General features: G+C 63.4%; 18 protein-coding genes. 9 read left to right on the forward strand and 9 right to left on the reverse strand.

The annotated features are described in order from the left end of the window. Positions 1 to 85: 85 nt before the first annotated feature. The 4 genes from rng (at position 86) to tldD (ending at position 7,973) form a co-directional block, all read left to right on the forward strand. Positions 86 to 1,555, forward strand: a complete 1,470-nt coding sequence (rng, locus tag ABNP46_RS01715) for a ribonuclease G (protein ID WP_349920713.1) — start codon at positions 86 to 88, stop codon at positions 1,553 to 1,555. After that, a complete protein-coding gene (locus tag ABNP46_RS01720) occupies positions 1,556 to 5,452 on the forward strand; it encodes a YhdP family protein (RefSeq protein WP_349920714.1) in 3,897 nt (1,298 codons plus the stop codon). Positions 5,453 to 5,578: 126 nt separating this feature from the next. Continuing rightward, on the forward strand, positions 5,579 to 6,385 hold the full coding sequence (locus ABNP46_RS01725) for a carbon-nitrogen hydrolase family protein (protein ID WP_349920715.1): 807 nt from the start codon (positions 5,579 to 5,581) through the stop codon (positions 6,383 to 6,385). Positions 6,386 to 6,524: 139 nt separating this feature from the next. Then, complete coding sequence (gene tldD / locus ABNP46_RS01730) at positions 6,525 to 7,973, forward strand: metalloprotease TldD (protein WP_349920716.1); 1,449 nt, start codon at positions 6,525 to 6,527, stop codon at positions 7,971 to 7,973. A gap of 112 nt (positions 7,974 to 8,085) precedes the next feature. Here tldD and ABNP46_RS01735 read toward each other — a convergent pair whose 3' ends face one another. The 3 genes from ABNP46_RS01735 to ABNP46_RS01745 form a co-directional block, all read right to left on the reverse strand. Next, a complete protein-coding gene (locus ABNP46_RS01735; RefSeq protein WP_349920717.1) occupies positions 8,086 to 8,289 on the reverse strand; it encodes a hypothetical protein in 204 nt (67 codons plus the stop codon). 114 nt (positions 8,290 to 8,403) lie between these two features. Next, positions 8,404 to 9,120 carry a MarC family NAAT transporter gene (locus ABNP46_RS01740; protein WP_349920718.1) on the reverse strand — a complete coding sequence of 239 codons (717 nt, stop codon included), beginning with the start codon at positions 9,118 to 9,120 and terminating at the stop codon, positions 8,404 to 8,406. A gap of 187 nt (positions 9,121 to 9,307) precedes the next feature. Further along, positions 9,308 to 10,624, reverse strand: coding sequence for an MFS transporter (locus tag ABNP46_RS01745; protein WP_349920719.1), 1,317 nt, complete (start codon positions 10,622 to 10,624; stop codon positions 9,308 to 9,310). Positions 10,625 to 10,852: 228 nt separating this feature from the next. On the opposite strand from ABNP46_RS01745, the gene ABNP46_RS01750 reads away from it, so the two are divergent. Further along, positions 10,853 to 11,536 carry an ATP-binding protein gene (locus tag ABNP46_RS01750; protein WP_349920720.1) on the forward strand — a complete coding sequence of 228 codons (684 nt, stop codon included), beginning with the start codon at positions 10,853 to 10,855 and terminating at the stop codon, positions 11,534 to 11,536. Between the two features lie 91 nt (positions 11,537 to 11,627). Here ABNP46_RS01750 and ypfJ read toward each other — a convergent pair whose 3' ends face one another. Together ypfJ and ABNP46_RS01760 are read right to left on the reverse strand one after the other, a co-directional pair. Further along, positions 11,628 to 12,482 carry a KPN_02809 family neutral zinc metallopeptidase gene (gene ypfJ, locus ABNP46_RS01755; protein ID WP_349920721.1) on the reverse strand — a complete coding sequence of 285 codons (855 nt, stop codon included), beginning with the start codon at positions 12,480 to 12,482 and terminating at the stop codon, positions 11,628 to 11,630. Positions 12,483 to 12,555: 73 nt separating this feature from the next. Beyond that, positions 12,556 to 12,819 carry a hypothetical protein gene (locus ABNP46_RS01760; protein ID WP_349920722.1) on the reverse strand — a complete coding sequence of 88 codons (264 nt, stop codon included), beginning with the start codon at positions 12,817 to 12,819 and terminating at the stop codon, positions 12,556 to 12,558. Between the two features lie 196 nt (positions 12,820 to 13,015). Here ABNP46_RS01760 and ABNP46_RS01765 point away from each other — a divergent pair, with 196 nt between their 5' ends. Further along, positions 13,016 to 13,540, forward strand: a complete 525-nt coding sequence (locus ABNP46_RS01765; RefSeq protein ID WP_349920723.1) for a GNAT family N-acetyltransferase — start codon at positions 13,016 to 13,018, stop codon at positions 13,538 to 13,540. Positions 13,541 to 13,603: 63 nt separating this feature from the next. Here the strand turns inward: ABNP46_RS01765 and ABNP46_RS01770 are convergent, their stop codons facing one another. Both ABNP46_RS01770 and ABNP46_RS01775 read right to left on the reverse strand, forming a co-directional pair. Further along, the gene (locus ABNP46_RS01770) at positions 13,604 to 13,780 is read right to left on the reverse strand and encodes a hypothetical protein (protein WP_100858785.1); all 177 of its coding nucleotides are present in this window, start codon (positions 13,778 to 13,780) and stop codon (positions 13,604 to 13,606) included. A 465-nt stretch (positions 13,781 to 14,245) separates the two neighbouring features. After that, complete coding sequence (locus tag ABNP46_RS01775) at positions 14,246 to 15,523, reverse strand: cation:proton antiporter (protein WP_349920724.1); 1,278 nt, start codon at positions 15,521 to 15,523, stop codon at positions 14,246 to 14,248. A gap of 206 nt (positions 15,524 to 15,729) precedes the next feature. On the opposite strand from ABNP46_RS01775, the gene metH reads away from it, so the two are divergent. From metH to rimK, 3 genes are all read left to right on the forward strand, one after another. Further along, positions 15,730 to 19,401: a methionine synthase gene (gene metH, locus ABNP46_RS01780; RefSeq protein ID WP_434476169.1), complete on the forward strand. Its 3,672-nt coding sequence runs from the start codon at positions 15,730 to 15,732 to the stop codon at positions 19,399 to 19,401. A 35-nt stretch (positions 19,402 to 19,436) separates the two neighbouring features. Next, a complete protein-coding gene (locus ABNP46_RS01785) occupies positions 19,437 to 20,492 on the forward strand; it encodes a Gfo/Idh/MocA family oxidoreductase (RefSeq protein WP_349920726.1) in 1,056 nt (351 codons plus the stop codon). Positions 20,493 to 20,639: 147 nt separating this feature from the next. Next, positions 20,640 to 21,536: a 30S ribosomal protein S6--L-glutamate ligase gene (gene rimK, locus ABNP46_RS01790; RefSeq protein ID WP_349920727.1), complete on the forward strand. Its 897-nt coding sequence runs from the start codon at positions 20,640 to 20,642 to the stop codon at positions 21,534 to 21,536. 193 nt (positions 21,537 to 21,729) lie between these two features. Here the strand turns inward: rimK and ABNP46_RS01795 are convergent, their stop codons facing one another. Both ABNP46_RS01795 and ABNP46_RS01800 read right to left on the reverse strand, forming a co-directional pair. Then, a complete protein-coding gene (locus ABNP46_RS01795) occupies positions 21,730 to 23,022 on the reverse strand; it encodes a sensor histidine kinase (RefSeq protein WP_349920728.1) in 1,293 nt (430 codons plus the stop codon). Next, positions 23,019 to 23,690 carry a response regulator transcription factor gene (locus ABNP46_RS01800; protein WP_349920729.1) on the reverse strand — a complete coding sequence of 224 codons (672 nt, stop codon included), beginning with the start codon at positions 23,688 to 23,690 and terminating at the stop codon, positions 23,019 to 23,021. Before ABNP46_RS01800 ends, ABNP46_RS01795 begins: the two co-directional genes overlap by 4 nt. Between the last annotated feature and the right edge of the window lie 82 nt (positions 23,691 to 23,772).

Below are 23,772 nucleotides of genomic sequence, written 5' to 3' on the forward strand. Positions count from 1 at the left end.
AGCGACGCCTGCTGCGTTACCACTTGCGTGCATTCATGTGCCAGATGGCCAGCCAGAATTCAAAACTAGAAAGGCAAGGTAACTTATGTCAGTAGAACTGCTGGTGAACGTCACCCCCTCGGAGACCCGGGTTGCCCTGGTCGAGAACGGCCTGCTGCAGGAAGTGCATGTGGAGCGCCAGGCCAAGCGCGGCATCGTGGGCAACATCTACAAGGGCAAGATCAGCCGGGTGCTGCCCGGCATGCAGGCCGCCTTCGTCGACATCGGCATGGACAAGGCAGCCTTCTTGCACGCCTCCGATATCGTGCCCCACACCGAGTGCGTGGCGATCAAGGAGAAGGAGCAGTTCCAGGCAGGCAACATCGCCGAGCTGGTGCGCCAGGGTCAGGACATCATGGTGCAGGTGGTCAAAGATCCCCTGGGCACCAAGGGGGCCCGTCTCACCACCGACATTACCCTGCCGTCCCGTTATCTCGTCTTCATGCCGGGCAGTGCCCACGTCGGCGTCTCCCAGCGCATCGAGTCGGAAGCGGAGCGTGAGCGGTTGAAGCGCACCGTGGCCGGCTACGTGGACGATCTCGGTGGCTACATCATCCGCACCGCCGCCGAAGGGGTGGGGGAGCAGGAGCTGGAGCAGGACGCCGCCTTCTTGAAGCGCCTGTGGCGCAAGATCCTGGAGCGCAAGCAGAAGTATCCCCCCTGCAAGATCCTCTACGAAGATCCCAGTCTGGCGTTTCGGGTGGTGCGTGACTTCGTCGGTACCGAGCTCGACAAGATCCGGGTCGACTCCCGCCAAAGCTTCGATCAGCTCAAGCGCTTCACCGAGGAGTACGTGCCGGAGCTCGCCGGCAAGCTGGAGTATTATCTCGGCGACTCCCCCATCTTCGATCTCTACGACGTGGAGAACGAGATCCAGCGTGCGCTGGAGCGCAAGGTGGAGCTGAAATCCGGTGGCTACCTCATCATCGATCAGACCGAAGCCATGACCACGGTGGACATCAACACCGGGGCCTTCGTCGGCCATCGCAATCTGGAAGAGACCATCTTCAACACCAACGTCGAGGCGACGGCCGCCATCGCCCGCCACCTGCGGCTGCGCAATCTCGGCGGCATCATCATCATCGATTTCATCGACATGCAGTCCGAGGATCACCGCCGTCGGGTACTGCACAGCCTGGAACTGGCGCTCGCCAAAGACAGGGCCAAGACTAACGTCAATGGCTTCTCCCAGCTTGGCCTGGTGGAGATGACCCGCAAGCGCACCCGCGAGAGCCTGGAACATGTGCTCTGCTCCGAGTGTCCCGAGTGCAAGGGGCGTGGTCGGGTCAAGACAGTGGAGTCGGTCTGCTTCGAGATCCTGCGGGAGATCATCCGCGTCAACCGCGCCTACGATGCGGATCAGTTCACCGTCTATGCGGCACCGTCCGTGGCGGATTACCTGCGAGGGGAGGAGTCCCACAGTCTGGCCGAGCTGGAAGTCTTCATCGGCAAACAGGTCAGGGTGGTGAGTGAACCGCTCTGTGGGCAGGAACAATTCGATGTGGTGATGATGTAATTGGTCTATCGCTGGTTGAGTCGGGGCTGGTTAGCCCTCGGGGTCTTCTTCGTGCTGCTGGCCATCCTGGTCAGTGTGGTGCGTCTTGGCGGCCCCTTGCTCAACCAGCACAGACAGGCACTCATTGCGACCCTGACCGGCAACAGCCAGCTCGACATCAGCGTCGAGCATGTCGGCCTGGACTGGACCCAGCGCGGGCCCGCCATTGAGCTGCAAGGGCTCGCCATCTCCCCGGACTCCGGCCGCTTCTCCGTTCGCCTTGGCAAGGTCTGGGCCCACCTCGACTTCTGGCGCTCCCTCAACGAATGGAAACCCGTCTTTGGCCAGCTGATGCTGAGCGATGGGGACATGGCGCTGGATCTGACCCGGCCGACGACGCCGAGTAGCGACAAGAACCCGGACCAGCAGGAGGCGCTGCTGCGTTTCCTGCTGACCCAGCTCTCCACCTTCGACATCCACGACACTCGCCTCAGCATCACCACGGCGCTGGGAGAAGTGCGAGCCCTCAACATCGCCCAGCTCCGTTGGCAGAACCGGGGCAAGCGTCATCAGGGGGTGGGCAAGGCCTACCTCATCAACGGCATCGGCGAGAGCACCATCGATCTCATCCTGGATGTGGATGCCCCCGAGGTGCGCCTCGACAGATTGAAGGGACAGCTCTACCTGGGGGCCAGCGAGCTCGATATCAGCCCCATGCTGGCCAAGATCCACGCCGGTGCGCCCAAGGTGGCCGGCCAGCTCGACTTCCAGCTCTGGAGCGAATTTGCCGGTGGTCAGCTGGGCAACTCCCTGCTGGCGTTTGGTGACAATCACCTCATCTGGCGGGACGAGCGTAAGGGGGCTCTCCATCGCCTCGAGCTGCGCGGTGGCAAGATCCAGCTGCGCCGCGAGGGGGAGGGGTGGCAGCTCGCCAGTCACGATGTCATCTTCAAGCTCGACGGTACGACCTGGCTGCACAGCCGGCTGCAGCTCGAGCGGGTAAAGGATCGCATCCAGGGCTATGTGCCTGCCATTGATCTCAACCAGGTGGCGAGTCTGAGCCAGCTGGTCTCCGGCCTCTACCCCAAGCTGACCGAGACCCTCAAGCGTACCCAGCCCACCGGCCAGTTGCAGGAGCTGGTGCTGCAGGCGGGCGGGGATTGGCAGGGACTCTCCCTCAGCGGGCGTTTCGTCGGGCTGGGTACCCAGGCCTGGCAGGATGTTCCGGGTCTGCAGGACTTGAACGGCGAGTTCTGGCTGACACCGACGGGGGGCAGCACTCGCCTGACCCTCGGCAAGGGCGTGGTGGATCCCGCCCGCCACTTCAAGGAACCCATCCCGGTAGACAGTCTGGGGGCTCGGCTCGACTGGTGGCAGGCGCCACAGGGCTGGGTGCTCTATGGCCAGGATATCGTGCTGGACAACCCGGATCTGCATCTGGCCAGCCGCTTCCGGCTCGAGCTGTTCGAGCATCCCTTCCTCGCTCTCACCGGTCGCATCGACGTCAAGACGGCGGCCCATGCGGATCGCTACTACCCCCTGGCGGTGATGAGCGACGGTTTGGTGGACTATCTGAGCGGCGCCATCAAGGGGGGGCAGGCAAAGAGTGCAGACCTGCTCTGGTACGGGGAGTTCAGGGATTTCCCCTATGACAAGGGTCAGGGGGTCTTCCAGGTGGCGGTGCCGCTCGAGAAGGCCACTTACGAGTTCTTCCCCGGTTGGCAACCCCTCACCGATCTGCAGATCGACCTATTGTTCCAGAATGCGGGGCTGGACATGAACAGCCGCTCCACACGCCTTGGCAAGGCGAGCTCGGACTCGGTGCATGCCTGGATCCCGGATCTCTCCCCCGGTGCCCATCTCTACGTGGATGCCAAGGTGGCGGGCGAGGGCAAGGCCATCAGCGATTATCTGCAAGACTCCCCGCTGAAGGATTCGGTCGGACAGGCCTTGCGGGAGATAGAGATCCGTGGGCCCATGAAGGGAACCGTCAAGCTGGATATTCCCCTCGACGGCGAGGGGGAGGTGAAGGCCAGCGGGGATGCCAGCTTCCACAACAACAAGGTCAGGATTGCCACCCTGGACATGCCGCTGGAGGGGGTCGAGGGCAAGCTTGAGTATGACAACGAACACACCCGGTTCAGCAATCTCAAGGCCAGCCTCTGGAACCAGCCGCTGACCCTGGACTATCAGGGCAAGCAACTGCCAAACCACTATCAGGTCGACCTCAAACTCAAGGGGGTCTGGGACAGCAGCCGGCAGCGCCGGGATATTCCGGCCCTCGATCTGCTCAAGGGCCGTAGTAACTGGAGCGGCACCCTGGGGCTGACATTGCCCCATGACAAGCCGTTCAGCTTCCAGCTGGCATTGGACTCCAACCTGCAGGGTATGGGGCTGGATCTGCCGTCTCCGCTGACCAAGGTCGCCGACAGCCGGTTGCCGCTCAAGGTCTCGGTACGAGGACGGGACGGCAGCGCCGACATCCGCGGCGTGCTGGGGGCTGACCTGGACATGCAGAGCCGCCTGGTGTACGGCGAGGGGGCCCCTTACCTGAGCCGGGTTCGGGTGGATGTCGGCCAGCCAGGGGCCAGGGTGCTGCAAGACAAGCCCATGCTGCTTGCCATCAACCAGCAGCAGGCTGACGTGGCTGGCTGGGTGGCGCGACTCCATCAGTGGCTGCCAGAGCAGGGCCCGGGCGGCAACGCCGTGGTCGGCCCCTCTTTCCTGCCGGAAGAGTGGTGGGTGGATGGTCAGCTGGCCCGCGCCGACATCGGCAGTGCCAACCTCAAGGCGGTGCATTTTACCGTGGGGCCGGTCAGCCAGGCCACCGAGGTGATGATCGACAGCCCGGACGTGATGGGGGTGGTGCGGGTGCCGGTCACCGACAAGCAGCCCATCGATGCCAAGTTTGCCCGCATCTATTGGTCCGGCAAGGGGTCAGATCTCAGCCCCAAGGCCGATCCCCGGCAGGATCAGGCCATCATGGATGCCATCCCCTGGCTCAGCTTCAGCTGCGTGGATTGCCGTTTCGGCAAACTGCCCCTCGGGGAACTCAAAGGAGAGCTGGTTCCCGGCACCAACAGCCTGTCGCTCAAGGGACTGGAGATGAAGCTCGCCGGCAGCACCCTCAAGGGCAATGCGCAGTGGCTGTCACAATCCGGCCAGATGCAGACACGGGCCAGCGCCAGGATCAGCACCCAGAACAGCGAGCTGCTGCTCAAGCGCCTCGGCTTTACCTCCCCCATCGGCGACGCCCCGGGCAAGCTGGCGCTGGATCTGAACTGGCAGGACGTGCCCTATCGCCTGAACCTGCCGAGCCTGGCCGGTACGGCGGACTATCAGCTGGAAGGGGGCACATTGCGGGAGGTCAACGACAAGGGAGCGCGTCTGCTCTCCCTGCTCAGTCTGGACTCGCTGATGCGCAAGCTGCGCCTCGATTTTCGTGATGTGTTCGACAAGGGCTTCTATTTTGAGTCCATGTCCGCCTCGGCCCGGATCAAGCAGGGGGTAGCCGAGAACAAGGACTTCTACATGAAGGGGGCGGCGGGCAACCTGCGTGGGGAGGGTATCGCCGATCTGGTGCGCTGGCGCCTCGATTACGAGCTGAGCTTCTCCCCCAACCTCGGCGGTACCCTGCCGGTGGTGGCGGCCTTCTCCCTGACCCCCATCACCGGACTCTATGTGCTGGCGCTCTCCAAGCTGCTGGAGCCCGTGGTGGATGTGGTGACCCGCATCGATTTTCGGGTTTCGGGCCCGCTGGACGATCCCAAACTCATCGAGGCGGGGCGGGATCGCGCCCGCATCAAGCTCAACCAGCAGCAGAAAGAGGCGGTGGATGCGGTGGCCCCCAGTCTGCCAGCACAAGAGGTGACCCCCTTCCTGCTCAATCCCAAGCACCAGGGCTCGGGTCAACGTTGAGCAACGTCTCAAGGGCCGAGCATGTATTTCCCTTTCGCCAAGCCCCCAAAGCCCTCATAGTGCAATGACCCCGGCAAGCGATAGGGAGCCCCATCCCATGGCTTGCCCAACGACAAGGAGCACGTCATGTGGTTAGCCGCCATTCAGTTGATTTCAGGCCGTCACTGGCAGGACAACCAGGCACGGATCGAAGCCGAGCTGGCAGCCTTGCCGGCACAGCGCCCTCTGCTGGCCCTGCTGCCGGAAAACTTCGCCCTCTTTGGCGAGCGGCAGGGTTATCTGGACGGTGCCGAGTCCCTCGGTGATGGCCCCATTCAAAGACAGCTGGCCGACTGGGCCAGAGCTCACGGGATCTGGCTGGTGGCCGGCGCCATGCCGACCCGGATCCCGGGTTCGAGCCATATCCATACCAGCTCGCTGGTGTTTGCCCCCGATGGGGAGTGCAAGGGGCACTACCACAAGATCCATCTGTTCGACGTGGACGTGGCGGATAACCACGGCCGATACCGGGAGTCGGAAACCTTCAGCCCGGGCCACGAGCCCGCCCTGGTGGATTCCCCCTTTGGTCCACTCGGCCTCTCTATCTGTTATGATCTGCGTTTTCCCGAGCTCTATCGCCAGCTGGCCTTCGCCGGCGCCCGGGTGTTGCTGGTGCCCGCCGCCTTCACCGCCGTGACTGGCGAGGCGCACTGGGAACCACTGTTGCGGGCCCGCGCCATCGAGAACCAGTGTTACGTGGTGGCGGCCAATCAGGGGGGGACCCATGAGACGGGGCGCCAGACTTGGGGCCACAGCATGGTGATCGACCCCTGGGGCCGGGTGCTGGCCTGCCAGCCATCGGGCAATGCCACCGTGCTGGCGCAGATGGATGGCGAACTGGTCGAGGAGCTGAAACGCACCATGCCGGTGCTGAGTCATGCCCGACTGCTGTGATGGATATAAGCGAATTGAAACGCAACTGTCTGCCGGTACCGAGCCACACCCGCTTGCGGTGATCCCCATGGGCTGATTGACCTTGTGGTCCCCATGAATGAATCGTCATGACATCTCATATCGAGATTGGAGAAGAAGATTGAGTCTATTGAGCCAGGTTAGTGCCTCCCTGTTGGCCCCGAACGATCTCGATGAGGGACGCCTGCAACAACTGCTCGGCAGCCTGATGAGCCACCAGGTGGAATTCGGCGACCTCTATTTCCAGCGCAGCTGGCACGAGTCCTGGATGCTGGAAGACGGCATCGTCAAGGATGGCAGCTACAACATCGATCAGGGGGTCGGGGTGCGCGCCGTCAGCGGCGAGAAGACCGGCTTCGCCTACTCGGACGAGCTGAGCCTGCTGGCCCTGCAGCAGTCGGTCACCGCCGCCCGCGGCATCGCCGCGGCCGGAGCTCAGGGCAAGGTGAAGGCCTGGGCCCGCACGGAGGCGAACCTGCTCTATCCGGCCATGGATCCCCTGCAGACCCTCGACAAGCAGCAGAAGATCGCCCTGCTCGAGCAGATGGACAAGTTTGCCCGCAGCCTGGATCCCGCCATCAATCAGGTGATGGCCTCCATCAGCGGCGTCTATGAAGAGATCCTGGTGGCGGCTACCGACGGCACCCTGGCCGCCGACGTGCGCCCCCTGGTGCGGTTGTCGGTGACCGTCATTGCCGAGAAGGGCGACAAGCGTGAGCGCGGCAGCGCCGGTGGCGGTGGCCGCTTCGGCTATGACTATTTCCTCGAGCTGGATGGTCTGGAGAGCCGCGCCTTCGGCTATGTGCGGGAAGCCGTGCGCCAGGCCCTGGTGAACCTGGAAGCCATCGATGCACCGGCCGGTGCCATACCCGTGGTGCTCGGCGCAGGCTGGCCCGGGGTCTTGCTGCACGAGGCGGTGGGTCATGGGCTGGAGGGAGACTTCAACCGCAAGGGCTCCTCCGCCTTCGCCGGTCGCATCGGCGAGCAGGTCGCCTCCAAACATTGCACCATCGTCGATGATGGCACCCTGCCGGGTCGACGTGGCTCCGTCTCCATCGATGACGAAGGGACGCCGGGTGGCTACAACGTGTTGATCGAAAACGGGATCCTCAAGGGTTACCTGCAAGACAAGCAGAATGCCCGGCTGATGGGGGTGCCGCTGACCGGCAACGGCCGCCGTGAATCCTATGCCGCCCTGCCGATGCCACGTATGACCAACACCTACATGCTGGCGGGTCAGTACGATCCGGCGGAGATCATCGCCTCGGTGAAGAAGGGGATCTATGCCCCCAATTTCGGTGGCGGTCAGGTGGACATCACCTCCGGCAAGTTCGTCTTCTCCGCCTCCGAGGCCTACCTCATCGAGGATGGCAAGATTGGTGCTCCCATCAAGGGGGCTACCCTCATCGGCAACGGCCCGGAGGCCATGAGCCAGGTCTCCATGGTGGGTCGGGATCTGCAACTGGATCGCGGTGTCGGCATCTGCGGCAAGGAGGGGCAGAGCGTCCCGGTCGGGGTCGGCCAGCCGACCCTGAGACTCGACAGCCTGACCGTGGGCGGCACCCAGTAAGTCCGCCGTCGACAGACTTGCCTGCAAACCCCGGCCTTGGCCGGGGTTTTTGTTGGGGGCCGTGGCGGGCAATAAAAAGCCCCGGCGAAGGCCGGGGCTGGACAGAGTCGGGTCAGTTGACCGAGATGGCGCGAGCGTCGATGTAGTAATGGGTATTGCCTTGAGGATCCTTGCTGATCCTGGCGATCAACCGGTTGGCGCTCTTGTACTCCCAGTCCTGTGCGATCTGCGCGGGGTTGGGGCTGGTGACGCCCACCACGTTCAGGTACTCATGAAACAGACTGTAGCCACGGATCTCGGTCAGCAGGTTATCCATCTCATCTCTCCCAGGTGGTCATTAATCGGGCAATACCACTCTAGGCTTCACAAGCTGAACCCGTCATGTACAAAAAACAAACTATCCGGCAAGGTTGCCGCGCCCTCATGGGGTTCAGGATTTGGGGGCAACCTGGCCGGGTTCAATGTGTCTGTCGCCGGTGGGGATATGGTGCTGGACCTGGGCCGCCGGGGCGCCGTGGAACACGGGGTCCTGCGCCACTTCCTTGACGCCGTTGATGCAGAACTGCATGCCCATGCACACCAGCAGGAAGCCCATGATGCGGGTCATGGCGTCGATGCCGGTGGCACCGAGGAGCTTGCATACCGGGTCCGCCAGCTTGAGCACACCCCAGCTCAACAGGCTCATCAGGGCGAAGGCGGTGACCATGCCGGAGTAGATGACGAAGCGGTTGTAGTCAGCCGGCAGCTCGGCGATCTGGGCGGCGCCGCTGATCACCAGCGCCATGGTGCCGGGACCGCACATGCTGGGCATGGTCAGGGGCACGAAGGCGATGCTCTGGTTGATGTCATTCTCGGCAGCCTGCGTCGGCACCGGGAACAGCATGCGAAAACCGATGAAGGCGATGATGAGGCCACCGGCCAGGCGCAGGCCGGGGATGGAGATACCAAACAGATCCAGGATGGAGGAGCCGATGAAGAAGCTGACGCAGAGGGTTGCGAACAGATAGAGGGCGGCCAGATTGATCTGGCGCCGGACATGTTCGCGTGACATGCCTTTGCTCAGGCCCAGCAGCAGGGTGGCGGTGGTGGGCGGGTTGACCATGGGCAGCAGTGCCAGCAAGGCGATGAATACGACCTGGAAGAACATCTTGCACCTCAAGTTAGTTGGCTGAAACGGGAGCCAGACACGGCTCTGGCGAAAGAGGTAGGTTACTCTACTGAGCCTGCCTGAACGGAGGCATAACAGCGAGCCCCGAAAACCGGGGCTCGCTGTCTGAATCGGATCAGGGCTCAGCAACTGGCAGGCCAGTGCGACGCGTCTGGCCTGGGGTTGCTCAGGCTATCTGTGGCCGGGTCTGATGCTGGCTACGCTGGCGGAGCCAGAAGATCAGGCCGAGAACGAAGCCAAGGGCAGCCAGACTGACCACATAGTGTGATGGTGCCAGCATGTCCTCCTTCATCCACAGGGTCACCAGCATGGGGGTCAGGCCGCCGAAGATGGCGTAGGCCACGTTGTAGGAGAAGGACAACCCGGAGAAGCGCACCACGGCCGGGAAGGCGTTGACCATCACATAGGGTACGGCCCCGACGATGCCGACGGCGAAGCCGACCAGGACGTAGAGGGGGATCAGCTGATCCATGCCCGCCGCCAGACCGTGATAGAACGCATAGGTCGTGGCAGCCAGCAGCAGGGAGCCCAGCATGAAGGTGGGTCCGCTGCCGATGGCATCAATGAGGCGGCCATAGCAGATGCAACCCAGGGTCAGGGCCAGGATCGCCAGGGAGTTGGCGGTCAGGGCGTCGGTCGGGGTGATGCCATGCGCCTTCTGCAGATAGGTCGGGGTCATCAGGATCACCACCACGATGCCGGCGGAGAGCAGCCAGGTCAGCAGCATGGAGACGATGACGCTGCCCTTGTGTTCACGGAGCACCGTCTTGAGAGGCAGCTCCTCGGCCAGCGCCTTGTTGGCCTGCATCTCGGCAAACACCGGGGTCTCGTGCAGCCAGCGGCGCAGATACATGGCGACGATGCCAAAGACACCGCCGAGCACGAAGGCCAGGCGCCAGCCCCACTCGCTCACCTCGACCGGGCTCATGCCGCGGTTGATGGCGGTGGCGACCAGGGAGCCGAGCAGGATGCCGGCGGTCAGCCCCGCGGTGAGGGTGCCGCAGGCGACGCCGACCCGTTTGGCGGGCACGTGTTCGGCCACGAACACCCAGGCACCCGGCACCTCGCCACCGATGGCGGCCCCTTGCAGGATCCGCAGCAGCAGCAGCAGCAGGGGAGCGGCGATGCCGAGGGTCGCATAGGTGGGCAGCAGGCCGATCAGCAGGGTGGGCAGGGCCATCATGATGATGCTCAGGGTGAACATGCGCTTGCGGCCGATGAGATCGCCGAAGTGGGCCATGATGATGCCGCCAAGGGGGCGGGCCAGATAACCGGCGGCGAAGATGCCGAAGGTCTGGAACTGGCGCAGCCACTCGGGGATATCGGCCGGGAAGAACAGCGCGCCGATGACCACGGCGAAGAAGACGAAGATGATAAAATCGTAAAACTCGAGGGCGCCGCCGAGGGCCGCCAGGCTCAGGGTCTTGTAATCCTGTCGGTTGAGGGGGCGATTATGCTCACGCGGTGTGGTGACTGTAGTCATATCCTTATGTTTCCCATCGTTTTTTTAGTTATTGTTCCCCATCGTCTGCGGGGATACGCTCACCCACGAGGGTATGCTTTTGTATCCTGCAATGTAAATCGCACAATTCGCAACACAGTCTTGCAACACCGAGCTCACAAGCGGGCCGGAGATAGGCTGGCCGTGGATCCCGGATCCGTGGCGGCGGCGATGGTTGCGTGGCTCCCATCTACGAGGGTTGGATAGAGAATGACGAAGACCAAGGTGCTGCTCTCCTGGAGCAGCGGCAAGGACAGCGCCTGGGCACTGCATCGGCTGCGCCAGGACCCGGCCATCGAGGTGGTGGGGCTGTTCACCACCCTCAATCAGGCGTTCGAGCGGGTCGCCATGCACGGGGTGCGCAAGCAGCTGCTGATGCAGCAGGCCGAGTGTGTGGGACTGCCGATAGAGACCATCGACCTACCCTGGCCCTGCAGCAACGAGGATTACGGCCGCATCATGACCGGTTTCATTGAAGGGGTGGTGGCGCGGGGGATTCGGCACATGGCGTTCGGGGATCTCTTCCTCGAGGATGTGCGCGCCTATCGGGAGCGTCAGCTAGAGGGGACCGGGATCTCGGCATTGTTCCCGCTCTGGGGCAGCGATACTCGCACCCTGGCGGGAGAGATGATGGCGGCCGGGCTGAAGGCGCGGATCAGCACCCTCGACCCCAAGCGGCTGGAGATGAGCCTGGGGGGGCACGAGTTCGACGAGGCTCTGCTGGCGGCCCTCCCGGAGGGGGTGGATCCGTGCGGCGAGAACGGGGAGTTTCACACCCTGGCCTATGACGGTCCCATGTTCTCGCGGCCGCTGGCCATCGAGACAGGGGAAACCGTGGTAAGAGACGGATTCGTCTTTACGGATCTGCTGCCTGCGGGCCACCAGGCGAGATGAATGACAAGGGTGATGTCAGCTAGCCAGATAAAACGGCTGATAACAAAACGCCGACCCCAGGGTCGGCGTTTTTGTTGGCGTCAGCCGGTGGCTAGCGGGCGGCGAAGGTATCGCAACTGGCGGGTTTGCCGCTGTCGAAGCCCTTCTTGAACCAGGCCAGACGTTGGGCCGAGCTGCCATGGGTGAAGCTGTCCGGCACCACCCGGCCCTGTCCCTGCTGCTGCAACCTGTCGTCGCCGATGGCCTGGGCGGCGTTGAGGGCCTCTTCGATATCCCCGTGTTCCAGCACCTGCTCCCGCTCCATGTAGTGGCCCCAGACCCCGGCGAAGCAGTCGGCCTGCAGCTCCAGCTTGACCGAGAGTCGGTTCTGGGCGACCTGGCTCAGTCCCTGTTGCTGCTGGCGCACCTTGGTGGAGATGCCGAGCAGGTTCTGGACGTGATGGCCCACCTCGTGGGCGACCACATAGCCCTGGGCGAAGTCACCGTCGGCCCCGAGCTTGTCGCGCATGTCCTGATAGAAGGAGAGATCGATGTAGACGGACTTGTCCGCCGGGCAGTAGAAGGGGCCCATCACCGACTGACCCTGACCGCAGCCGGTGCGGGTGGCGCCGCGATAGAGCACCAGCTTGGGGGGCTGATACTGGCTGCCGCTCTGGGTGAAGATCTCGCTCCAGGCATCCTCGGTGGAGGCGAGCATGACGGAGGTGAATTTGGCCAGAGGATCGTTGGCCGTTTGAGACACATTCTGGCGCGGCGCCTGGGTTTGCGGCGCGGGATCGTTGAGCAGGGGGCTGAGATCCACCCCATAGTAACCGGCGATCATCACTACGACCACCAGGATGAGGCGTCCCTTGCCGCCGATGGGCAGGCCGCCACCTCCGCTGCCGCCCCCATCCTGACGCCTGTCTTCTACGTTGTTGCTCTCCCGACGATTTTGCCAGCGCATGTCTGCCTGCTCCCGTGATTGGTCGTGGCAGTAATGATAATGGCTGCGGGCGTGCCTTGCCTAACGGATGGCCTTACTCGGCCCAGGGCATCTCGGGCAGGCTGTCGAGGAATTCGGCGTAGCGGGTCAGGTTGAAGGGGCCTTGATCCGCCTCCATCGCCATCAGCTCGGCGCCGAGGGCGCAGGCAATGTATTGCAGTGCCTCTTCCCGCGGGGTGCCTTTCATCACCAGACGCATCAGGGTCGCCTTCACCTGCAGGGGGTTGCCGTCGGCGAGCTGGTTATCCACCATTTCCAGCAGGGTCTGTTCGTCGAAAAATTCGGTGTTCTCTGTCATGTCTTGTTCCTGAGTCGAAGGGTAGGAGTGTCATTGGGCGGGCATTATAGCCGCATCCGGCCCGGGCCTAGGTAGCGCGGTGCCAAGTATCCGCGTCAGGCGGCACTTTTTACCCGCCCCCCTTGCCAAGGGGAAAGGGTGGGGGCAGTCTTGTTGGCTTCTCCCGTTCCCGTTTTCCGACTAGAAGAGCCTTGCCATGATTCTCTCCGAGCGCCTCGCCCTGCGCGAGCTCAATCTCACCGATGCCCCCTTCATCCTCGAACTGCTCAACGATGGCGACTTCCACCGCTGGATAGGCGATCGGGGCGTGCGCACCCTGAGCGATGCCGAAGAGTATATCCAGCAGGGGCCGGCGGTCAGCTATGCCCGGTATGGGCACGGTCTCTATCTGGTCAGCCGACGGGAAGATGGCGCCAGGATAGGCATCTGCGGTCTCATCAAGCGCGATACCCTGCCGTGCGAAGACATCGGCTACGCCTTCCTGCCGGCTTACCGTGGCCTGGGATACGGGGTTGAGGCGGCGCAGGCCGCGATCCGGGATGGGCGTGAGCGCCTCGGCATCGAGCGGGTCATCGCCATCGTCACTCCGGGCAACGAGCGTTCGGTCGCGCTGCTGGCCAAGTTGGGGCTCACTCAGGGCAAGCTGGTCAAACTGGGTGACAGTGAGGAGGAGTGCCTGCTGCTGGAAGCATCGGACAAGGAGCCGTGCGTTTTATCGTGAGGCAAGGGAGGCCGCCGTGAGTTGCGGCCTGTTTGCATCGGGTCTGCCATGGGGCAGTGCTGATCAGTTGAGATCCTCGATGGAGAACTCGCCGGGGATGCCGTCACAGGAGATGGCGAAGCCACCGCTGAAACGGGTGCTGAACTGGATCAGGAAGGCATCATAATCCTGCTCTTGCGGGGGCAGGTTGACGGGCTTGCTACGACGCAGGGGTTTGTGTGTTTGTACTGCTTTCATCATGGTATTTCTCTATATCAATTAGGTGTTTGCTCCTTGTTTTTGCAAATGTCAGGTCAATGGGCGTGGTCAGATCCACGCAGGAATACCCAGCCCTGTCAGGGGCGTCTGCACTTTTCAAGGAAATGCGCCAAGGATCACGCGGATGCATGATGCTACTTGGAAGTGGGCAGATCGGGTCTGCGCCGTGAAAACCGGGCAACGCAGGCAGACAGCCTGACGGTTTTCGAGGCGAGTAAATCAGAGGGAGGTTATGTGTGTACTGGCAGGATTCATCTAACGGTGAAGCATTGCGAACATAATCAGGGCTGATTAACTAGCCGGCGCGCATTCTCTCCTCGATTTGCCTGAAAAGCAAACAAATATTTGGTGCCATCATTTCACCCCCGCTTTTTTCACTGCCGCATCAGACGAAAAAGGGCTCCCACCGGGAGCCCTCTCTGTTGGCCATCATGGCTTGAGGCAAGCTTAGTAGCCGCCGCTCGCCTTCTTGGCCGCGGTGATCATGGGGGTGATGGTCATCCCCTGCACCACGATGGAGAACATCACCACCGAGTAGGTCATCACCAGGATGACCTCCCGCAGGTCGACCCCGTGTTCCGGCAATATCATGACGCCGGAGGGCAGCGCCAGGGCCATGGCCATGGCCAGGCCACCGCGCAGGCCACCCCAGGTCAGGATGCGGATGGAGAAGGTGTTGTAGCTGCGGAAGCGACGGAAGGCCACATAAGGCAGGGACACGCTGATGAAGCGGGCGGCCAGACAGAGCGGCACCGCGATGACCAGCAGGATCCAGTCACGCCAGGCCAGATCCAGAAGCACCAGCGCCAGACCGATCAGCAGGAACAGCAGGGCGTTGAGGAACTGATCCATCAACTCCCAGAAGTGATCCAGGTGGTGGCGGCTCTGCTCGGAGAAGCCGGAGTGGCGGGTCCAGTTGCCGATCATGATGCCGGTCACCACCATGGCCAGGGCGCCGGAGACGCCGATCATGTTGGCGAAGGCGAAGCCGGCGGTCGGGATGCACAGGGTCAGCAGCAGCTCGAGGGAGCCGTCGTCGGTGGCGCTGATCATCACGTGGGCGATGAGGCCCAGCACGGCGCCGAACAGGATGCCGCCGAGGGCTTCATGCAGGAACAGACCGGCCACGCTGGTGAAGGTCGGTTCGACGCCACCGAAGGCCACGGCAAAGACGGTGGCGAAGATGACGAGGCCGACGCCGTCGTTGAACAGGGACTCCCCCTCGATCTGGATGGCGATCTGGGGTGGCGCCTTCATCTTCTTGACGATGGCCAGCACGGCGATGGGGTCGGTGGGGGAGATCAGGGCACCGAACAGCATGCAGTAGATCAGCGGGACGTCCCAGCCCAGCAGGCTGGAGATGAACCAGAAGCCGTAGCCGATGATGAAGGTGGAGAGCAGGGTCGCGATGATGGAGAGAATGGTGATCTCCCACTTCTGGCTGCGCAACGCCTTCAGATTGATGCCGAGCCCGCCCGCGAACAGCAGGAAGCCCAGGATCCCTTTCAGCAGGAAGTTCTGGAAGTCAATGCTCTCCATGGTCTTGACGGCCAGAGGTTCCAGATTGAACCAACCCAACTTACCAAACAGCACCATCAGGGCGGAGATCAGCATGGATCCTGCGGTGATGGCGATGGTGGTCTGGATCTTCACAACATACTGGTTGGCAAAGGCGATGAAGATCGCCAACGCTGCCAAGAAACAGAGTGTGTAGTAGACGCTCATAGTTATTTTTTCTCGTTTTAGTAGACAGCAAGCACGTATCCCTATTAAGGACGGGCATAGGGTACTCTCGGGACACATCTTACTCATTACCCATTTGTGAGTATATGGTGGTCGGTTACGGACAGATAGACGGCTAGATTTCCATTTGATTTTTTTGCTGTTAGGATGGAGGCCACGTAGTTGCATGGATGTGAGAGGAACGAGTGGTGTCGAACATAAAAAAGAAGCTGGAAGCCTGCCTCAGGGAACGGATCCTGATCATCGACGGGGCCATGGGCACCATGATCCAGGGCTACAAGCTCGGTGAATCGGATTACCGGGGTGAGCGCTTCGCCGACTGGCATACGGACATCAAGGGCAACAACGATCTGCTGGTGCTGAGCAAGCCCGCGGTGATCCGCGAGATCCACGATCAATACTGTGCCGCCGGGGCCGACATCCTCGAAACCAATACCTTCAACGCCACCCGTATCGCCATGGCCGATTACGAGATGGAAGAGCTCTCCGCCGAGATCAACCGGGAAGCCGCCAGGCTGGCCCGGGCCGTGGCGGACGAGTGGACGGCGAAAGAGCCGCACAAGCCGCGCTTCGTGGCCGGTGTGCTGGGCCCCACCAACCGCACCGCCTCCATCTCGCCGGACGTCAACGATCCCGGCAAGCGCAACGTCACCTATGACGAGCTGGTGGCCGCCTACACCGAATCGACCCACGCCCTCATCGAAGGGGGCGCCGACATCATCCTTATCGAGACCATTTTCGATACCCTCAACGCCAAGGCCGCCGCCTTCGCGGTGGAAGGGGTGTTCGAGGCGCTGGGCCATGCCCTGCCGGTGATGATCTCCGGCACCATCACGGACGCCTCGGGTCGCACCCTGTCCGGCCAGACCACGGAAGCCTTCTACCATTCCCTGCGCCACGTCAAACCCATCTCGTTTGGCCTCAACTGTGCGCTCGGTCCGGACGAGTTGCGCCAGTACGTAGAAGAGCTCTCCCGCATCAGCGAATCCTGCGTGAGCGCCCACCCCAACGCCGGCCTGCCCAACGCGTTTGGCGAGTACGATCTCGACGCGGTCGAGATGGCGGAACACATCCGCGAGTGGGCTTCGAGCGGCTTCCTCAATCTGGTGGGGGGCTGCTGCGGCACCACCCCGACCCATATTCGCGCCATGGCGGACGCCGTGGCGGGCATCAAGCCCCGCGCCTTGCCAGAGATCCCGGTGGCCTGCCGGTTGTCCGGTCTCGAACCCCTCATCATCACGGCGGAATCCATGTTCGTGAACGTGGGGGAGCGCACTAACGTCACCGGCTCGGCGCGGTTCAAGCGCCTCATCAAGGAGGGGCTCTATGACGAGGCCCTGGATGTGGCCAAGCAGCAGGTGGAGAGCGGCGCCCAGATCATCGACATCAACATGGACGAGGGCATGCTGGACGCCGAGGCGGCCATGGTGCGTTTCCTCAACCTCATCGCCGGCGAGCCGGACATCGCCCGGGTGCCGGTGATGATCGACTCCTCCAAGTGGGAGGTGCTGGAAGCCGGCCTCAAGTGCGTGCAGGGCAAGCCCGTGGTCAACTCCATCTCCATGAAGGAGGGGGAGGAGAAATTCATCCAGCAGGCGAAGCTGCTGCGTCGCTACGGCGCCGCCGTCATCGTCATGGCCTTCGACGAGGTGGGCCAGGCGGACACCCGCGCCCGCAAGTTCGAGATCTGCCAGCGCGCCTATCGCATCCTGGTGGATCAGGTGGGCTTCCCGCCGGAAGACATCATCTTCGACCCCAACATCTTCGCGGTGGCGACCGGCATTGACGAGCACAACAACTACGCGGTGGACTTCATCGAAGCGGTGAAGGACATCAAGGACAACCTGCCCCACGCCATGATCTCCGGCGGCGTCTCCAACGTCTCCTTCTCCTTCCGGGGCAACGAGCCGGTGCGTGAAGCCATCCACGCCGTCTTCCTCTACCACGCCATCCAGAACGGCATGGACATGGGCATCGTCAACGCCGGTCAGCTCGCCATCTATGAGGACATCCCGGCTGAGTTGAAAGAGAAGGTCGAGGCCGTGGTGCTCAACCTCAACCCCGATGCCACCGAGGCGCTGCTGGCCATCGCCGAGAAGTATCGCGGTGCCGGTGCCCAGGCGGAGGATCCGCGGGATCAGGAGTGGCGCAGCTGGCCCGTGGGCAAGCGGCTCGAGCACGCCCTGGTCAAGGGACTCACCGACTTCATCGAAGAGGATACCGAAGAGGCGCGGGCCGGAGCCGAGCGGCCGCTGCACGTCATCGAGGGGCCCCTGATGGACGGCATGAACGTGGTCGGCGACCTGTTCGGCGCGGGCAAGATGTTCCTGCCCCAGGTGGTGAAGTCCGCCCGGGTGATGAAGCGGGCGGTGGCCTATCTGCAGCCCTACATAGAGGCGGAGAAGCAGGGGGGCTACAGCAACGGCAAAATCGTACTCGCCACCGTGAAGGGGGATGTGCACGACATCGGCAAGAACATCGTCGGGGTGGTGCTGCAGTGCAACAACTTCGAGATCGTGGATCTCGGGGTCATGGTCTCCTGCGAGACCATCCTCAAGACGGCTCGCGAGGTGAACGCCGACATCATCGGCCTGTCCGGCCTCATCACCCCGTCGCTGGACGAGATGGTGCACGTGGCCAAGGAGATGGAGCGTCAGGGCTTCAAGCTGCCCCTGCTCATCGGTGGCGCCACCACCTCCAAGGCTCATACCGCGGTCAAGATAGAGCAGAACTACAAGGAGCCCGTGGTCTATGTGTCGAACGCCTCGCGCGCCGTGGGGGTGGCCCAGAGCCTGCTGAGCCCTGAGCTCAAGCCCGCTTTCGTCGCCCGCATCGACAAGGAGTACGAAATTGCCCGCGAGCAGCATGCCCGCAAGCAGCCCCGCTCCAAACCGGTCAGTCTGGCCCATGCCCGCGCCAACCGTCATCAGCTGGACTGGGTCGGCTATGAGCCCCCCGCGCCCCGCGAGCCCGGGGTGCAGAAATTCGAGAACGTGTCCATTTCGGTGCTGCGTCCCTACATCGACTGGACGCCGTTCTTCCTGAGCTGGGAGCTGGCAGGCAAGTATCCACGCATCCTGGAAGATGAAATCATCGGCGAGGAGGCGACCAAACTGTTTGCCGATGCCAACGCCATGCTGGATAAACTCGAGCAGGATCACAGCGTGCGCTGCGCCGGCATCGTCGGCCTCTTCCCCGCCAACGCCGTGGGGGACAGCATCGAGGTCTACACCGACGAGTCGCGCACCCAGGTGCGCAAGGTGCTGCACCACCTGCGCCAGCAGAGCGAGAAGCAGGGTTTCCCGAACTACTGTCTGGCGGACTATGTGGCACCGAAAGAGAGCGGCAAACCGGACTGGATCGGTGCCTTCGCCGTCACCGGCGGCATCGGTGAAGAGGCCATCGCCAACGCCTATAAAGCGGAGCACGACGACTACAACGCCATCCTGATCCAGGCGGTGTGCGACCGTCTGGCCGAGGCCTTCGCCGAGTACCTGCACGAGCAGGTGCGCAAAGTGCACTGGGGCTATGCCGCGGACGAGGCGCTCTCCAACGAGGAGCTGATCCGCGAAAATTATCAGGGCATACGCCCCGCGCCGGGTTACCCGGCCTGCCCCGAGCACACGGAGAAGGGGAGCATCTGGGAGCTGCTGGGGGTGGAGCAGGCCATCGGCATGAAGCTCACCGAGTCCTATGCCATGTGGCCGGGGGCGGCGGTGTCGGGCTGGTACTTCTCCCATCCCGACAGCAAATACTTCGCGGTGGCGCAGATCCAGCAGGATCAGGTGGAAGACTACGCCGTGCGCAAGGGCATGACCCTGGTGGAAGCCGAGCGCTGGCTGGGGCCTAACCTGCATTGATCGACAGGGTCTGCGGACCCTGTATCGAGGTAATGATGAAGATTGGATTTGTCGGCCTGGGGGCCGTGGTACAGACGGCCTATCTGCCTGCCCTCGTTGCATTGGCAGAAGATGCTGAAATATGGGGGTTTGACCCGGCTCAGACGCTGCCGGGAGTGATCTCAGCCCCGAGTCTGGCAGCCTTGCTGGCTCTGCCCCTGGATCGGCTGGTCATCGCGACCCCTTCTTTGCTGCACCTGCCGGTGCTGGAGCAAGCGCTGGCGAGCGCCATCCCCTTGATCCTTGTCGAGAAACCCGTGGTGGCCAGCCTGGCCCAGCACGAGCGCCTGCTGGCCCTGCTGGCGGATCCCGCCGTGGCGGGTCGGGTGCTGGCGCTGGATCACTGGATGGCCCGCCGCGCCGCGCAGCAACTGCTCGGCGAGGGACTGGATGCCGGCTGGCAGCCTCAGGGGGCGGCCGTTCGGCCCGCGACCCTCAAGGATGTGGCTGAAGTGGAAGGCTTTTTGCTGGAGCCTTGCGGCATCGATGCACAGGGTCATCCCTTCGCCCTCAACTTCGCCACCGGCGAGCCGGATCAGCGGACCTTCCGCCATCCGGATGGGGTCATCCTCGATATCGGCACCCATGTACTGGCTATGATCCACGAACTGCTGGTGGCCCTCGGCGGTGATGACAGCCTGCACCTGGTGGTGGAAGGGGTCTGCGATCGGCTGGGACGACCCATCGCACGGGGCGATCTGAGTACGGCGGAGGGACGGGCCTGCCTGCGCGGGGAAGCGGCCGGGGTGCCTGTCACCCTCTGGCTCGACAAGTACGCGGGGCCTGGTGTGGAGAAGAAGGGATTACGCCTGACACTCAAGGATGGCCGGGTGATCGAGCTGCTGCGAAGCGGCAATCTGGCCTGGCTGCATCATCATGAAAACGGGATGGAGCAACGTTGGCAGTTGGAGGGATCCCTCTATCGTCACTGCATTGCCCAGACCCTGCTGGCGCCAATCCCTGTCGGGGGATGGGGCGGGGTCACCGCCCGCCGCCTGCAGGAGGTGGGGCTGCTGCTCGGCCTGCAACAGCAGTTGCGCGGCCCGCACTGAAACGGCTTTAGAGGGCATTTGCAAGACGGCGCTCTTTGTCCTGGGCCCTTCTTGCAGAACGGCGCATGGTGAGGGGAAAGGATTGGCGTTGCCAGTCGTTCATGGCACCTTATACTCTCCAGTCCGATTATCAGGTCTGCCATTTCCATGAATATTGCCATTTTATCCCGTGAGCCCAACAACTACTCCACCCGCCGCCTGGTCGAGGTGGCCCGGGCCCGTGGTCATCAGGTTGAAGTGCTCGACACCCTGCGCTGCTACATGAACATCGCCTCCCACAGCCCCTCCATCCACTACGAGGGCCGGGAACTGGCGGGCTATGACGCCGTGATCCCGCGCATCGGTGCCAGCATCACCTTCTACGGCACCGCCGTGCTGCGCCAGTTCGAGATGATGAACACCATGGCCCTGAACAGCTCGGTGGCCATCTCCCGCTCCCGGGACAAGCTGCGCGCCATGCAGCTGCTCTCCCGCCATGGCATCGGCCTGCCCATCACCGGTTATGCCCACAGCACCCATGACGTGCCGGATCTCATCACCATGGTGGGCGGCGCCCCCCTGGTGGTGAAGCTGCTGGAAGGAACCCAGGGCATAGGTGTGGTGCTGTGCGAAACCCAGAAGGCCGCCGAGAGCGTGATCGAGGCCTTCATCCAGACCAACAACAACATCCTGGTGCAGGAGTATATCCGCGAGGCCAACGGTGCCGACATCCGCTGCCTGGTTGTCAACGGCAAGGTGGTGGCCGCCATGCGCCGCCAGGCCCAGCCCGGTGAGTTTCGCTCCAACCTGCACCGTGGCGGCACCGCCGAGGCGATCAAGATCAGCCCCGAGGAGCGGGCGACCGCGGTGCAGGCCGCCAAGATCATGGGGCTGGACGTGGCCGGGGTGGACATCCTTCGCAGCGCCCGCGGCCCTCTGGTGCTGGAGGTGAACTCCTCTCCCGGTCTGCAAGGGGTGGAAGCCGCCTCCGGCAAGGATGTGGCGGGCAAGATCATCGAGTATCTGGAGCTCAAGGCGAGCCGCAAGCACAAGCCGGCGGAGTGACGGCAAAGCCGATGGTTGGAGATGACAAGGCGCCTTAGGGCGCCTTGTCGTTTCTGCTCGCCCCGTTGAGACGCACTCCCCTCACCCTGGCCCCTCCCAAAGGGAGAGGGGACCTAGAGGTGAGTCAGGTGTTTTGCGCCCTTCCCCCGCTTTTTTGAAGAAACGGGGAGAAGGGCCGGGGATGAGGGGGCGGTTACAAGCCTGACTCGGCCCCATCGGCTTGGGACGAGTCGTCATCAATCACGGCTCCCTGACCCATCTCCAGCTTGGCGCTGAACACCCCCTCTTCCAGCCGGGTGATGATGTGCCAGTCCAGCTTCTCGCAGATGCGCTGGATGATGGTGAGGCCGCAGCCATAGCCCAGGATCTGATCCGGCGCCGCCGCCGTGGGGTTGCTGATGGTGAGGGTCTGCCGGTTCAGGGTAATCTCGATGTGACCGTCGGCGTAGCTGAGGGCATTCTTGAGCAGGTTGCTGAGCGCGATGGCGAGCAGGGAGAGGGGGGCCTGTACCTCGCTCTGTTCGTCCAGATTGAGCCGGATCTCGACGCTCTCCCGCTGCAGCAGAGGCGCGAGACGGGCCAGCTCCCGGCGGATCAGCGGGGCGACCAGCTGGGGCGGGCGTTCCACCGCCTCCTTGCGACCCAGCAGCAGGAAGGTTTCGGTGAGCAGGGCCATCTCGTCGCTGGCGGTGCGGATGCGCCCCGCCGCCCGGGCCGCCGGGGCGGGCAGGTCGCTGACCTTGCCGAGCAGGGCCGCCGAGCCCTGGATCACCATGTTGGGGGTGCGCAGCTCGTGGCTCGCGAAGCGGCTGAACTCCTGCTCCCTGGCGAACACGGCGGCGACCTCCTGCTTGCCGGCCAGCAGCGCCTGTTCGATTTCTCTCAGCTCCTGCCAGGGGGCGTCCGGCACGAAGTCGGCCCGATCCGGGGTGAGGTGGGCAACCCGCTGACGCAAGCGCTCCAGCGGCCGGGTGATGTGACGCACCAGCCAGATGCCGAAGGCGACGCAACCGAGCAGCAGGGTGAGGCCGATCAGTCGGGTGATCAGGTGCAGCCTGTCTTCGTAAGGATCCAGGTAGTCGTCGGCGTCGTCGTTGAAGACCAGGTAGAGCAGGCCCTGGCCGGAGGGGTGAGGTCGCACCAGGAAGTGCTTGTCCTCCTCGCCGAGCTGATGCTCATAAAAGCCCGGGGTCTGGTAGGGCCTCAGCCAGGCGGGAAGGCGCCCGGCCTGGGTCCAGTAGCTGGAGAACTGGCGCGGGCTGGGGGCGGGGGCCAGCTCTCCCAGCCGCAGCCAGTCATCGCCATAGCGGGTGACCTCGGCCTCCAGCCAGTGGCGCAGGCTCAGCTCCTCCATCTTGCTCTCCGCCGCCACCATCAGCAGGCTGAGGGTGGTCAGCAGCAGGAGCCCGGCCCCCCCCAGTATCAGGATCAGCCGTTTGCGCAGGCTGGGCAGCTTGCTGGCGCTCTCCTCGTGGCCACGGTTCATGACGAGGCGGTCAGCCGGTAGCCCTGACCGTGCAGGGTTTCCAGCATGGGGGTGGGAAAGGGCTTGTCGAGGGCGTTGCGCAGGGCATAGATGTGGCTGCGCAGGGCGTCGGAGTCCGGCTCCTCATCTCCCCAGACGGTGTTCAGTACCTCCTGACGGGTGACCAGCTGGGGGGCCCGTTTCACCAGCAGGCTGAGGATCTGGAACGGGATCTTGCCGAGCCTGAGCTCCACCCCGGCGCGGTGGGCACGGCCGCTGGCAGGATCCACCGTCAGCTCGCCGAAGCTGAGGGTTCCCATGTCTCCTCTGGGTCCGCGCAGGGCCAGAGCCTGCAACCTGACTTCCAGCTCCTCCATGGCGAAGGGCTTGACCAGGTAGTCGTCGCCGCCGGCGCGAAAGCCCGCCAGCTTGTCGTCCAGGCTGTCGCGGGCGGTGAGAAACAGCACCGGGGTCGGGATGCCATCGGCCCTCAGCTGCTCCACGGTGCGCAGGCCGTCGAGGCGCGGCATCATGACGTCCATGATGATGACATCGAAGCGCTGCTCCGCCAGCAGCTGCAGGGCGGCCTGGCCGTGGTAGGCACAGTCCAGCTGGTGCCCCGCGAGCTCCAGGTAGTCCATGATGGTCTCCGCCACCTGGGGATTGTCTTCCACCACCAGTATTTTCATGTTCTGATCTCCTGGTTGTGGCCGCGATTTCACGGCCGCTTCACACCGGATGAGGCATGCTGTGTGCCAGTGTAACCCCGAG

It is taken from the genome of Aeromonas veronii (assembly GCF_040215105.1).
GTDB lineage: Bacteria > Pseudomonadota > Gammaproteobacteria > Enterobacterales > Aeromonadaceae > Aeromonas > Aeromonas veronii_G.